This window comes from Leisingera sp. NJS201 (genome assembly GCF_004535885.1).
Lineage (GTDB): Bacteria > Pseudomonadota > Alphaproteobacteria > Rhodobacterales > Rhodobacteraceae > Leisingera.
Genome location: NZ_CP038234.1, coordinates 767,814 through 781,443, shown reverse-complemented (window position 1 = coordinate 781,443; position 13,630 = coordinate 767,814). Strand labels below are relative to the sequence as shown.

The window sequence follows — 13,630 nt, the reverse complement described above, 5'->3', positions numbered from 1 at the left end:
CATCATCCAGAATACAGGTCATGGCCTACCTTCCAGACTTGCGCAGGGCGCTGGATGCCATACGGCGCAACGGATCATTCGGCATTGCATCAGGAGCACCGCGCACAAGGCCGAGGTAAGCGCGGACGATTTCCGCCGCCATAGCTTCGGGATTACTGCCTGCATCAGCGGCCATCGCACGCACCAGGCGCCGGTCGGGAGGCGGGAGGGAATTCAACAGGTCAGCCATTGGCGCGCACCTCCACTTGAGGGAGTTGCACCTGCTGATCCGCCGCCAACTCGTGCAGCTTGCACGTTAAAACGTGCGTAGTGGACAAGGCGATATCGCGGTCCGGCGTGGTCAGGAAGGTTTGCAGGACATTCTTGCCCAGCTTGCACTTGACCGCCAGGGATGTGGCCGAAACACCCTTTAGCAGGGCCAGACTATCCTGGACCCAGGCCCGGAAATCCTCCGGCGGCGGGTTATAAACGGGAATAGTATTCCTTACTTGCACAACAGCCTCCATTTTGCTGTGGGGCAAAGCCGCCCCAATATGTTGTTATGACTTACCTAACAGCACGCTATACCGTGCATTGCACTCAATATAATGCGCACAACGCACGTTGTTCTGTGCATCGCCCGATTTAACCAACTTGCGCTTGATTTCGTGTGCACTTCCCGCTTTTGTGGGATATGCACGCTATACCGAACATACTACCAGGGATTAGACGGATGGAAAAAACCGATCCACGGATAGACATTGCCCGCAACAACCTGCGCATGGCTGTTACATTTCGAAGAACAAGTTTATCAGCCACCTCAGTTGAGGCGGGAATGGCCCGAAACGGTCTTAGCCAATTCGTCACCGGGCGCACGGGACTGACCTATGCAAACATGCTGAGAACTTGCGACGCTCTAAACCTCCCCATTGGCGTAATCCACCGCGCCGATGCCATTACGGAAAACCGCATCCGGCTTTACCAGCGGCTTGAACGGCTGCCAGAACACAAGCTGCAGCAGGCGCTGGACGCTGTGGAAGCCTAACCGGACCAAACCCCAATTCAGACACACCGCCGGACGGGCGGCAGAAAAGGATTGCGCCATAACGGCACCTCTCTCTCATTAGCCCTGGCGGGGTGAAGCCGCCGGGGCGCTGCTCTCCCCCTTAGTCTTAGCCATTGCACGGTAAACCATGCAATACCCTTTTTAACTTGCAAGCGCACTTTTTTGAGTGCTACCCAAGGCGCACGGTAAAAAGGGCATTGCACATGAAACAGAACAGAAGCGCATCAGGCCGTGACAGGTTCGCCCAGGCAGTCCTGGAGATTACGCAACCTGTGATCCTGCTAACCGCCATTGTCGCCGCAGCTGCGGCAGCGGCGCGTTTCACAGGGGGATTTTGATGGATCAGCCTGGCGACGAACGCAACCTCTCCACCGATGAAGCGGTGGAATACCTCAAGAACCAGGGGGTTCAAACCTCCAGGCGGAAACTGGACAGCCTGCGCCAATCTGGCGGCGTGCCCTACATAGCAACCCACGGCCGGGTGAAATTCCTTTTCCGCCCTGCCAGCCTCCGGGCCACTTTTCTAAAGGAGCAATCAGAATGCCCCTCAAGCTCATCAGACGCAAAAACAAAGCGGGGAAGCCAAGCGGCAACTACTTCGCGCGCGGCACAGTCGCCGGACAGTCTGTTTACCAAAGCACTGGCACTAGCATCCGAGGCGAAGCGGAAGCCTGGGCTAACCGGCTTGAAACGAAAATGCGGGAACGTCACGCCTTTGGTGCCTCGGCAACGCTGACCTTTGCCGAGGCGGCGCATGAATACATGCTGTCCGGCGGCGAAGGCAGGTTCTTAAAGAAGGTTCTGGAATACTTCGGACCCGATACCCGCGTGGCGGATATTGACAACGGCACAATGCTGGAAGCCGCAGATGCGATTTACCCGGACGCGGCGCCTGCAACCGTCAATCGTCAGCTGATCGGCCCGGTTTCCGCAGTGATCGGCATGGCCTCCGAGAACGGCCGCGCAATTCCCAGAAAGTTCCGCCGCCTAACCGTCCGCAACGCGCGCACCCGATGGCTGACACCGGCGGAATTTGAACGCCTGCTATCCAACGCGGCGCCTCACCTTGTGCCCATCCTGGCCTGCCTGATCGGCACCGGCTGCCGCGCCTCCGAGGCATTGGGTGCCGAGGTCGAGAACTGGCACCCGGCTACTGGCGAGCTTTGGCTGCCTGAAACCAAAAACGGGCACGCCCGCATGGTGCAGATGCCAGAGCGTGCGCGCGACCTGATCCTGGCGGAAGGGGTGCCCGAGGACGGCCAGTTGCTCCAAACCCCGAAGGGCCAAGGATATGTCATGCGCAGTAATGGGGGCGGGCAAATCCAAACCGCATTCAATTTCGCCAGAGACAACGCCGGGCTGGGGCCGGAAGTCACTCCGCATGTGATCCGCCACACCTGGGCCACTTGGTTCTATGCCGCCACCAAGGATTACGGGCGGATGCTCGATCTGGGCGGGTGGCGCACCGCCAGCACAGCAGAACGCTACCGCAAGAACTCTCCCGCCGACCTACCCGCTAAACTGCTGAAAGCGGGCTGGAACTTCCAGCGCCTTGGCGCCGATCTGCCGGACACAATGGAACGGCGCGCAGGGCTGCGGGCCGTGTGAACACGAAAGGAACCCAACAGATGACCACCGAAACGGGAAACACAAAAACCGGCCAAACCATCCGCGAAATTTATGCAGATTGGGAAAGTCTGACGTTCGAACAGAAAAAGGCAGTTTTCGCGGAGAGACGGCCAAAAGCTGAGAAACTGCTGCGCGGCCTTTTGAAGCCTGGCGACAAAATGCGGGCCACCAAAGCCAGCTGCAATGCGCGCGAAGCCACTTTCACCTTTCACGGCTGGGATGGCGGCTGGATTATCTCCAAGAGCGGGGAAAGCATAAGCCCCTGCATGGTTTACAGCGTCAACCGCCAAATCATCAATGCCTAGAGGGCCGCAGAAATGAAAGACATTCGATACAACCTTTGGATTTGCCCACACTGCCAGCAGCCAGGAATACCCGGCTGGCATAATGCATTCCACAACGGCCTGGATTACGGGGGCAATTACCCAGATTGGGAAGCCCTCGGACACTACTGCGAAACCCCCGGCTGCGGCGCCGACCTAGTGGTTAAATACGGCGGACCGCAGGATACACCCCGCGTCCTGGTAGTTGGACACCTGGACGAAAACAACGGCTCCACAGACGGTATGTTCAAGGGCTTTAAGGCATTTAAGGCCGATCAAAACGCAGGCGCAGCCCTGAAAATGTCACTTGACAAGGAGCACCAATTGAAGGCGCTGCACCTCCCCCTCCAGGCCGCGTACTTTGAGCAAATCAAGAGCGGAGAGAAGGTGGAGGAATACCGCAAGGCCACCCCCTACTGGCGGAAACGGCTGGAGGGCCGCACCTTTTCGGAAATCATCCTTACAAAGGGATATCCGCGCCGAGATTGCACGGAAGGCCGCATCAGCCGCCCCTGGTACAGCTGGCGCAAAACCACCATCACGCACCCGCATTTCGGCGCCGATCCGGTCGAAGTCTATGCAATCCGCGTGAATTGAAGCCGCCGTGGTCATGCTCACTTATTGCTTGCACTGCACGTTAAACCGTGCAACGCATTACTTGTTACTAACCGTCAATAGAAAATGGAATGGCCTGCCGGAATGCTGAAACACCTTCTCAACTGGATCGCACCGTGCCGCCACGGCCACGACTATCACGGTGAAATTCGCTTGGACTACGCATCGCCAGATGGATCATGCGGCCGTTTTGGCCGCCTCTACACCGTCCGCTGCCGCCGGTGCGGCAAACGGCACACCCCCGCTTACTAAAAGGACCAACACATGACACCGATTGTAATTCACGGCGATTATCGCACAGGCAAAACCTACAATGAAAAGGCGTTGGCCAAGCACTACGGCGCCAAGATTGGCGGTGAAGTCTGGCGCGAAAAGGGCGCCGAAAGGCTTAAATCCAGCCACCTTTATACCAGCCTCACGCCAGTGCCGGGTGCAAGGAATATCCACATTAACCAGGCACGCAAAGACGCCGGGATTAAACCCTGGCAGCCCTCCAAATAAGGACCGCCTAGCGCGGAGCGCCAAGCAGCGACCAGAAGGCCCCAGGGATCACCTGGGGCCTTTTCCTTGCGACAGCCCAGGGGCTGCGGCATAGTTCCGCTGAATTTCCAGCACGGGATTGCAGCCTCATGAAACCATTGCAAACCGCCGCGGCGGGCATTTTCGCCGCGGGGCTGGGCGCCAGCGCCGTACTATTCGCCATGAGCACGGACGAGGCCGAGGACGGATGCACAAAGCTGGCCGCCTATAACTTCACTCAGGCCGAAGTCACCAGGCGCCTGTCCTCCCCCGGCACCGCCGAATTTCCGGCAGACCCGCCCGCGCCGATGCACGTTAGCGAGGACGTGCTAATTGCAACCAAGGGCGAATGCCTGTTTGGCGTCTCCGCATGGGTCGATGCGCAAAACGCTTTGGGGGCCATTCGGCGCACCAATTTCAGCGCCGATGTTGAATATCAGGCCAGCACCGGCCGGTGGAAATTGCGGGACATACACCTGGCGCCGCATTAACCCGCCCGGCCAGCAGAAAAGCCCCAGGGATCACCTGGGGCCTTTTCATTTTTAGGACCGAACACGGCCGAGGCCATCACATGCAGGACAAGGCCAAACCGGCGGCGGGCTGGCGCATAAACTCTGCACAAGCCCGGAACCATTGCAGGCCAGGCAGCGGCACCCGCCGCTGCCTGGCGCGCTGCCGCTAGGCTTTGCCGATAATGGCGGCCAGGGCATTCTGCACTTTCTTGGCCTTTGCCTCCTCAGCATCTGCCGAGGCAATCACCGCGCCGCCTTCACGTTGCACCTGGCGGGCGACAGCCTCGGCATGGGCGATTTCTGCCCGCGCATCCTTGCATCGGGTCTGGGCGGTGGCAATCACGTCCGCCAGGCCAGCCTGGGCGGCTTTGAACGGTGCCAGGGCCTCGGCAACGGTGGCCGGTTTATTTTTCTTAAAGAAGCTCATGGGATTTCCTCACTGCAATGCAATTCACGGTTTAACGTGCATGACGTATTCGCACGTTAAACCGTGCTGCCGCGGCTAAAAAAGCGCCCTGTGATTCGGATAGCGGACGTCAAAGGATGCACGGATTTTGCACGGGTTCCCCAGGAAATCCGGGAAAGTGCCATACACCATAATGCAATGCACGGTAAACCGTTTTGCACTACAGCCCATTTTGGGTGCAAATTTATCCAGCCATTTCATGAGGTTAATGGCGGAGACGATGGGATTCGAACCCACGAAACCTTGCGGTTTACTCCCTTAGCAGGGGAGCGCCTTCGACCACTCGGCCACGTCTCCGCTGACCCGTATATGTGCCGCAAACCAGAGAAACAAGGCGTTTTTTCAATTTTTTTCCGCGCCAGCAAAACAGGGAGTTTCCCCGGTTTTCAGGGAACCTTTGCGGAACTGCACGTGATTCACGTGCAAAATCCGTGCAGCCGTGTTCGCGCAATGTTCACGGCAGTCGACCTAAACTTGATTCCCTCCCCTGCTCCGGTCGCAATGAGAGTCGCCAAATCACCAAACCGCATTCCAAAGGCCGCACATGGAGACGAAAGACTATCCCCTGGCGATAGTGGAAACCGCAGGCCATCGCTGCAAGCGCTTCGGCAGATAGGTACTTGCACCTAGACCATGTAATGCACGCCTATTGCGCTTCGCTGACGCCATTGCAGCCGACAGCATCAAAGTATGCTGTACCGCCTCACCGGGCCTCCGCTTCCGGGAAGGCGACCCGGGAATGCCGCGTCTGCAGAAGTGTGCGCTTGGTACGGATAATAGAAGGGCTGCCTTCCGTCGTCTTGGGAAACATCCGCAATCCCCTCTGTGCATGAAGGGCGGTGATTTGGTCGCCACGGTACAGCGGGAAGCTACCCCCGCGTTACATATCAGGGGTTACGTTCATGTTTATCGAGCTGGGGCGTTACGGACCGCCTCAATAATTTCAATGGCTTAGACGAAGTGTAACGCCGTAACGCCTGTAACGGCGGGGGAGAGTGTATACCTCTTACTCTCTCCGGCAGGATATCTCTTTCTCTCTTTATATATATATAACTATTTATGTGTTACATACATAGACATACATACAAACTTCCAGTATTTTCAACAACTTAACCCCGTAACAGGCGTGTAACGCTCAGCGTAACACCGTTACATCATTGATTTTAAATGATTTTTTTTCAGAGCCACTGCCCCCGCCTACGGTAGGAACATCGCATTTTCAAGCTCCTCGGTGTATGGCGGCTAATGAAATAAAGACAATCACCAAATGTTTTCAAAGATGTAACGGAACCTGCATGCTAATCGAGCCCTGATGCCCGTGTTGAACAGAAGGGAAAGCGCCAACTGGGGGCAAAGGTCGGCTTGAAAGGCAGCCTGCCCTGGTCTTGCCGCAACAGCAGCAGGTCTCGGCAAAGGAACCCTCGAAGGCTGAGGAGGGCTGCGGTTCATGTCTTTCCGGAATTGTGGAGAACTGAAAAATGCCGCTTTTGGTTTTCAACCTCATGACCCACATTACCCCCGAGACTAAAATCAGGTTGAAAGGTGAACCACCAGATGAACGAAAACCTTGTCCGTATCATGCGCGCGGAACATCTGCTCCACCAGGTTTGCGAGGACGCACTATCCGAATATGTAGCGGAGTGCGGTAGCCGTGACGCTGCCATCACCAAGCTGTCCACCCAGTTCCTGTTCGTAGACAAGATCGCAGAAGCAACCAGCGATGGTGATATCGAGGTGAACTGGGGTGTCCTGATTTCTTCAGAAATTGCCGGAAATGACCAGCATTATATGACCCGTTACAATGTTTCTGAGAGCCCTGAGGCCTTTGAGACCCTTTTGGACGCGGTGCGGGATTCCGGCAACCTCAGCAAGTTGGTGAAACTTGTTGCAGATGGCTGGAACGACGAAGAGCACTATCGGGTTATCTGCGAAATCCAGGCCGAAGAGGAACTCTGGACAGAAGAATGGGAAGAAGACAGTGCCATGTAGTGAACGGTGACTGAACAAGCGCAACGCTTGGAGCGGCATCAACGCGCAACAGGCCATGGGGGAGAATGCAGCGGTGCGAAAGCCTGCCAGGGCAGCGAATCCATGGCCTAGCCGCGGGCGGTGTACAAACTGGCGAGTTTTGGCCCGATCTGGTTCGAAGGAGAGCGGAAACATGGTCGTCGCAGCCGCGAGGTGTTTGCGCAGCTTCAGCATGCACCGAGAGTGTCCACAGAGCGAAATCAAACCCGAAACACCTGTACCACGAGCGGATAGATCCATACGAGGAGATTACACCCCGTTCCACCCACACATCGTTAAGGCCACGTAGTCTCAGCACGAAACGACGGCAAACCCAAAGGGCATAGAAAATCACGGATCGCGCAAACCGAAATCCTAAAAGCGGGCACCCGATGCTTTGTTCGTAACAATGAAAGGACTCTTGCCTCGACGCCCAGCTACCAAAATCTGACCGAGCTTCCCGGTACGTTCCTTGCGCGGCCTCTTCTCACTCTAACTCACGCCAGATTCCCCTGCAGCTCCAACTCACGAAACACATCCCATTGGAAGAGCGCGAAGTGAACTGCCGCTCGGTTTGTGACAGCGGTAGGCACTCTGGGAGATAGGATCCTTAGCGGGACAGCTTGGCAACCAGACAAAGCGCAGCTATATGCGGATCGTGGGCAGAAGATTCTTGATATGTCTGGCACGGCGCGTGACCATCATTTTCGTCGCACTGGCTTTTTCCTTTGCGACGAATTTTATGTCCGCGATGGCCATGGACATGTCACATCAGGCAAGCCTCGCGGAAGAAGCCGGTCACTCGTCAAATTCCGGGTCCGATCACTCCCTTCGACCGGTGTCTCCATCGCAAAGTGATGATCGCGACGGGTGTGCATACGATCCGGTCTCTGCCCGTTGCATCGGCGGCTCATGCTTCAGCACCGACTTGTCCTCCGCGGCTATCCCGCCTGCCGCGATGATAGCTTCCTCGCTCCACCTTAAAGCCGGAGCGAGCAATTTCGGTGTTCATCTGGAAACACCGCCTCCGGTCCGGCCTCCCAAGCACGTTTGACAAATTTCGCTTCCGGCGGCGGTCCTGAGACGCGCCGGTAATTTGTCAACAACATAGGCTGCTTCGGGAAGAACAGCCTGGAGGTTATCATGCGCGGACGTTACACAGCGCTCAGCATCCTTGCGCTTGCCGCAGGAACGGTGGGCGGGGTTCTTCTGGAACGGACATACCTTAACTTCACTGAAAGCCCGGCCTCGGACGGCCCTGAGATCCTGTACTGGGTTGCTCCGATGGATCCGAACTACCGGCGCGACGACCCCGGGAAATCACCGATGGGCATGGACCTGATCCCTGTCTATGCCGGTCAGGAGCCCGCAGGTGATCCCGCTGAAGTGTCGCTCTCACCGGCCGAAGTCAATGCAATCGGTGTGCGCACCGCGGTTTCACGGATGTCGGACATATCGGCGAGGATAGAGACCGTCGGCTTCGTGGGATACGACGAGCATCGGACTAGCCATGTCCACACCCGCGCCGACGGGTGGATCGAGAAACTAAAAACCCGAGCCATCGGCGATCGCGTGCTCAAAGGCGACGTCCTGTTCGAGATGTTCTCGCCAGTGATCAGCGCGGCGACCGGCGACTTGGTCCGCGCCGTCAAGGCGGGAGACGCCAGAATTCTCGACGCCGCCCGGAACAAGCTTCTTAGCCACGGTATGTCGGAGGCTCAGATTGCGGAGATCGAAGCTAGCGGTGAACTTGCACGGAGCATCAGGATCGAAGCTCCGCAAGACGGCGTCGTGATCGCGCTTTCGGCTGCCGATGGCATGTATCTTCAGCCTGGGACGCTTGCAGTTGCACTTAGCGACTTGAAAACCGTCTGGCTGATCGTTGACGTATTCGAGCGGGACATCGCGCGCCTCGGCGAAGACATGCGCGCGGTCGCCCGCTTCGAGCATCTGCGCGGGCGCACGTTCGAGGGAGAGATCGATTACATCTATCCCGAACTTGACCCCAAAACCCGCACGCTGCCGGTGCGGCTAAGGTTCGACAACTCGAAGGGTCTCTTGAGGCCCAATATGTTCGGAACCGTAAGTCTAGTTCCGTCCCGGACGCGAACGGCGCTGACAGTGCCGTCGGAGGCGGTTATTCGGACCGGTTCGGCCGAACGCGTGATTCTGAAGACCGGTGAAGGAACCTTCAAGCCGCGGCTGGTTACATCCGGCCTGCGTGACAATTTCGGCGAGGGCGGCCGGACCGAAATCGTCCAAGGGCTCGCGCCGGGCGAGGAAGTCGTCGCGTCGGCGCAGTTCCTGATCGACAGCGAAAGCGCCCTCAGCGCAGGTCTTATGCGCATGGCGCCAATTGACGAGGCGCCAGCGCGCGGTACCGGCAGGCTTGTCACGCTGGACAGCGAGACCCGGCTGGCGACGATCAAGCACGGCCCCCTCGACAGCCTCAACTGGCCGGCAATGACCTCCGTTTTCCCAGTGCGGGCGGATGTTCCGCTTGATCCTCTGGCCGAAGATTCCGGGATCGCTTTCACGGTTGCCCGGGGCGCGGATAACCTTCTTGCCCTGATAGAGATCGGTGCCGATGACGGGGTTGCCGCCACGGGGACTGGCACTATCCACGCCGTGAACCCGGACGGCACACTGACCGTGTCGCACGCTCCGATTCCTGCGCTTGGCTGGCCCGCGATGGAGATGGAATTCGACGTGGCCGGGCTGGATCCCGACTCGGTGGTTCTGGACAGACCAGTCGAGTTCGATCTGGCCAAGGACGACGCGGGCATGTTCAGCATTATTGCGGTCCGGGAACAAGCAGCCACTGCCGTGCCGGTGTCCGGGGAAACCGCGATGGCCGAGGCGGCTCCAATTGTCGTCCGCGGCACAATTGACGCCGTTGACCCGGCTGCTCGCACGGCGACGATAAGCCATGGACCGATGACCGAACTCGGGATGCCCGGCATGACGATGGACTTTTCCGTCTCGGAGGAACTGGAACCAGCGGCACTGGCCACTGGAACCGAGATGACCTTAACCTTTGCTCGGCCGGACGGGATGACGCTATTGCTGGCGAGCGCCGAACCTGTCATCGCCCCGATGAAAGTTGCTGGCACTATCAACTCGACAGATCCCGGCCGGGGCATGGTGAACATCACTCATGACGCCATGGTCGAGCTCGGAATGCCGGGAATGACGATGGATTTCGCCGTGGAAGAGACCCTGGACCAGGCAACCCTTCCGATCGGCGAGAGAGTAGGCCTACTGTTCCGCCGTAACCCCGACTTCTCGCTGACGCTGGTCGGCATCACCTCTGTGCCGGAGGTGAGCTAATGATACCCGCTATCATCCGTCATTCCCTGGCCAACCGGTTCATGATCCTCGCGCTTGCCGTGATGATCGGAATTACCGGGGTATGGGCAATCCGCGAAACCCCGGTGGATGCCATCCCCGACCTTTCGGACGTCCAAGTGATCGTCCGCACTCCGTACCCCGGGCAAGCGCCGCAGGTTGTCGAGGACCAGATCACCTACCCGCTTGCCACCGCGATGCTTGCCGTCCCTGGCGCTAGCGATGTGCGCGGCTTTTCGTTCTTCGGCGACAGCTATGTCTATATTGTCTTCGAGGACGGCACTGACCTTTACTGGGCGCGGACCCGCGTCCTGGAATACCTCGGGCAAATCGCATCCCGCCTGCCTGAAGAAGTTTCTCCGCAGCTGGGGCCTGACGCGACCGGCGTAGGTTGGATCTACCAGTACGCGCTGATCGACCGGAGCGGGAACCACGATCTGGCACAGCTCCGGACCTTGCAGGATTGGTTCTTGAAGTACGAACTGCAGACCGTCGACGGCGTATCGGAGGTCGCCACCATCGGCGGCATGGTCCGTCAGTACCAAGTCGTGGTCGACCCGGACAAGCTGCGTGCCTACGACATCACGCTTCCGCAATTGCGGGACGCTATTCAGGCTGCGAACCGGGAAACAGGCGGCAGTGTTATCGAGATGGGCGAAGCCGAGTTCATGGTGCGCTCGACCGGTTATGTCGATGAACTGGCCGATCTCGCTCGCGCACCGCTAATGGTGAACGAGCGCGGCGCGGCAGTCACACTTGGAGATGTCGCCGATATCCGTTTTGGCCCAGAGCTTCGCCGCGGCGTCGGAGAATTTGGCGGCGAAGGCGATGCAGTGGGCGGCGTTGTGATCCTGCGTTGGGGCGGCAACGCGCTTGCCACGATCAAGAACGTCGAGGAGCGGATAGAGCAAATCCGCCCGAACCTTCCTGAAGGCGTAGAGCTGGTGACAACATACAGCCGTGCTGGCGTCATCGAGCGCGCCATTGACAACCTGCAGGACAAGTTGACCGAGGAGTTCATCGTTGTTGTGCTGGTATGTGCGGCGTTCCTGCTGCACATGCGCTCGTCGCTGGTGATCCTGCTGTCTCTGCCTCTTGGGATCTTCGCGGCCTTCATCATCATGAAGCTGCAGGGAGTGAATGCCAACATCATGTCACTGGGTGGCATAGCCATTGCCATCGGAGCCATGGTGGACGCAGCGATCGTTATGATCGAGGCTATGCACCGCAGGCTGGAAAGCGAAAAGCTGACCGACCAGAACCGATGGCGGATCGTCGGTGAATGCGCATCGGAAGTTGGGCCTGCACTGTTCTATTCGCTGGCGATCATCACAGTAAGCTTTCTCCCGGTCTTCGTGCTGGAAAGCCAGGAGGGTAGACTGTTCAAACCGCTGGCCTTTACCAAGACCTACGCTATGGCTGCGGCGGCGATCCTGTCGATTACTCTGGTTCCGGTCCTGATGGGGTACTTCGTGCGTGGGCGGATTATGCCGGAACATAAAAACCCGCTTAACCGCGCGGTGATCTGGGCCTATCGCCCGTTTCTCGACGCCGCGGTTGCCTGGCCTTGGGCAACGACGCTGCTGTCGGTGGCGCTGGTCGCCTCGATGTGGTGGCCGCTTCAGCGCATAGGCAGCGAGTTCATGCCGGAACTCAACGAAGGCGACTTCCTCTATATGCCCTCGCTGTATCCGGGCGTATCCATCGGCAAGGCGCGCGAGATCCTGCAGCAGACGGACCGGCTGATCGCAACGGTGCCCGAGGTCAAGACGGTCCACGGCAAGCTCGGCCGCGCTGAGTCCGCGACCGACCCGGCGCCCCTGACAATGATCGAGACGACAATCCAGTTGAAGCCCGAGTCCGAATGGCGGCCGGGCATGACAATGGAACGTATCCGCGAAGAGCTCGACCGTACGGTTCAGGTGCCCGGAGTGACTAACGTCTGGATTCAGCCGATCAAGAACCGGATCGACATGCTGGCGACCGGTATCAAGACGCCTGTCGGGGTGAAGATTTCGGGTGCAGATCTCTCGGTCATCGAAGGGATCGGGGTCGAAATCGAACGTGCCGTGGCCGGTATCGAGGGCACGGCATCGGCCTACGCCGAACGGCCCGTGGGCGGGCGTTTCATCGAAATTGATGTCAACCGCGAGGCCGCTGCGCGTTACCTGATGAGTGTGCGCGACGTTCAGGATGTCGTGCAGACCGCGATCGGGGGCATGCAGGTCTCGGAAACGGTCGAGGGCCTCGAACGCTTCCCGATCAACCTGCGCTATCCGCAGGAATGGCGAAACAGCCCTGAACGCCTTCAGGGTCTGCCGGTTGTGACCCCCTCGGGGGCACACATCCCGCTTGGTGCCCTCGCCGAGGTCCGCATCGTCGACGGCCCGGGCATGATCCGGTCCGAAAACGCCCGGCGCACCGGCTTCGTCTTCATCGACATCGCTGGCCGAGACCTTGGCAGCTACGTGACCGAGGCACGCGCCCGCGTCGCGGATGAGGTAGCGCTTCCACCAGGCTACTCCATCACCTGGTCGGGCCAGTACGAATACATTCAGCGGATGCAGCAGCGGCTGACACTGGTGGCACCTGCCACACTTCTTCTCATCACGCTGATGCTGTTCCTGGCGTTCAACCGCGTGATCGAGGTGGGCATCATCCTTGCCGCGCTGCCAGTTGCTCTGGCAGGCGGGGTCTGGTTCCTGTGGTACCTCAGCTTCGACATTTCGGTCGCCGTGCTGGTGGGTTTCATTGCGCTGGCCGGTGTCGCCGTCGAAACTGCGATCGTGATGCTTCTGTACCTCAATCTGGCTTGGGAGAAGCGTAAGAAACTTGCCATCTCGGAAAACCGCACCCTGGCGCCACTCGACATCGAGGAAGCCGTTTTCGAGGGGGCACTGCTGCGTGTCCGTCCTAAAGTGATGACGGTTGCGACGATTTTCGCCGGTCTAATCCCGATCATGTATGGCCACGGCACCGGATCAGAAATCATGCAGCGCATTGCGGCGCCGATGGTCGGAGGCATGGTCACGGCGACGCTGCTGACGCTCTTCGTCATCCCTGCAGTCTTTGTCATCTGGAAGCGTCTGGCTTTGCGGCGCGTTAATCGCGAGATCGGCAGTCCTCCACCAGCGGGCGAAACGGCCGTTCCGGCCGAATGAAACCC

The 13,630-nt window shown here is 58.7% G+C and carries 11 protein-coding genes, 1 tRNA gene and 1 pseudogene; 9 read left to right on the top strand and 4 right to left on the bottom strand.

Features of this window, described 5'->3' with window-relative positions:
- Nucleotides 1–221 precede the first annotated feature (221 nt).
- Nucleotides 222–521 (bottom strand): hypothetical protein, encoded by a 300-nt coding sequence (locus ETW23_RS03800; protein ID WP_134829173.1) that lies wholly within the window; start codon nt 519–521, stop codon nt 222–224.
- A gap of 191 nt (nt 522–712) precedes the next feature.
- Between ETW23_RS03800 and ETW23_RS03795 the strand changes: the two genes are divergently transcribed.
- From ETW23_RS03795 to ETW23_RS03770, 6 genes are all read left to right on the top strand, one after another.
- Nucleotides 713–1,024, top strand: a complete 312-nt coding sequence (locus tag ETW23_RS03795; RefSeq protein ID WP_134829172.1) for a hypothetical protein — start codon at nt 713–715, stop codon at nt 1,022–1,024.
- 717 nt (nt 1,025–1,741) lie between these two features.
- On the top strand, nt 1,742–2,653 hold the full coding sequence (locus ETW23_RS03790; RefSeq protein ID WP_254695137.1) for a site-specific integrase: 912 nt from the start codon (nt 1,742–1,744) through the stop codon (nt 2,651–2,653).
- Between the two features lie 20 nt (nt 2,654–2,673).
- Nucleotides 2,674–2,979 carry a hypothetical protein gene (locus ETW23_RS03785; protein WP_134829170.1) on the top strand — a complete coding sequence of 102 codons (306 nt, stop codon included), beginning with the start codon at nt 2,674–2,676 and terminating at the stop codon, nt 2,977–2,979.
- 12 nt (nt 2,980–2,991) lie between these two features.
- On the top strand, nt 2,992–3,594 hold the full coding sequence (locus ETW23_RS25345) for a hypothetical protein (protein WP_205879939.1): 603 nt from the start codon (nt 2,992–2,994) through the stop codon (nt 3,592–3,594).
- Between the two features lie 282 nt (nt 3,595–3,876).
- Nucleotides 3,877–4,113 carry a hypothetical protein gene (locus tag ETW23_RS03775; protein ID WP_134829169.1) on the top strand — a complete coding sequence of 79 codons (237 nt, stop codon included), beginning with the start codon at nt 3,877–3,879 and terminating at the stop codon, nt 4,111–4,113.
- Between the two features lie 128 nt (nt 4,114–4,241).
- Nucleotides 4,242–4,622, top strand: a complete 381-nt coding sequence (locus tag ETW23_RS03770; protein WP_134829168.1) for a hypothetical protein — start codon at nt 4,242–4,244, stop codon at nt 4,620–4,622.
- A 187-nt stretch (nt 4,623–4,809) separates the two neighbouring features.
- On the opposite strand, the gene ETW23_RS03765 is transcribed toward ETW23_RS03770, so the two are convergent.
- Both ETW23_RS03765 and ETW23_RS03760 read right to left on the bottom strand, forming a co-directional pair.
- On the bottom strand, nt 4,810–5,070 hold the full coding sequence (locus tag ETW23_RS03765) for a hypothetical protein (RefSeq protein WP_134829167.1): 261 nt from the start codon (nt 5,068–5,070) through the stop codon (nt 4,810–4,812).
- A 248-nt stretch (nt 5,071–5,318) separates the two neighbouring features.
- A tRNA-Ser gene (locus ETW23_RS03760) sits at nt 5,319–5,406 on the bottom strand.
- A gap of 1,257 nt (nt 5,407–6,663) precedes the next feature.
- On the opposite strand from ETW23_RS03760, the gene ETW23_RS03755 reads away from it, so the two are divergent.
- Nucleotides 6,664–7,098 carry a hypothetical protein gene (locus ETW23_RS03755; protein ID WP_134829166.1) on the top strand — a complete coding sequence of 145 codons (435 nt, stop codon included), beginning with the start codon at nt 6,664–6,666 and terminating at the stop codon, nt 7,096–7,098.
- A gap of 259 nt (nt 7,099–7,357) precedes the next feature.
- Here ETW23_RS03755 and ETW23_RS25690 read toward each other — a convergent pair.
- A pseudogene (locus ETW23_RS25690) lies at nt 7,358–7,510 on the bottom strand (IS6 family transposase); the annotation flags it as partial.
- Nucleotides 7,511–8,259: 749 nt separating this feature from the next.
- Here ETW23_RS25690 and ETW23_RS03750 point away from each other — a divergent pair.
- Both ETW23_RS03750 and ETW23_RS03745 read left to right on the top strand, forming a co-directional pair.
- On the top strand, nt 8,260–10,446 hold the full coding sequence (locus tag ETW23_RS03750) for an efflux RND transporter periplasmic adaptor subunit (protein ID WP_134829165.1): 2,187 nt from the start codon (nt 8,260–8,262) through the stop codon (nt 10,444–10,446).
- A complete protein-coding gene (locus ETW23_RS03745; protein ID WP_134829164.1) occupies nt 10,446–13,625 on the top strand; it encodes an efflux RND transporter permease subunit in 3,180 nt (1,059 codons plus the stop codon). Before ETW23_RS03750 ends, ETW23_RS03745 begins: the two co-directional genes overlap by 1 nt.
- The last annotated feature ends 5 nt before the right edge of the window (nt 13,626–13,630 follow it).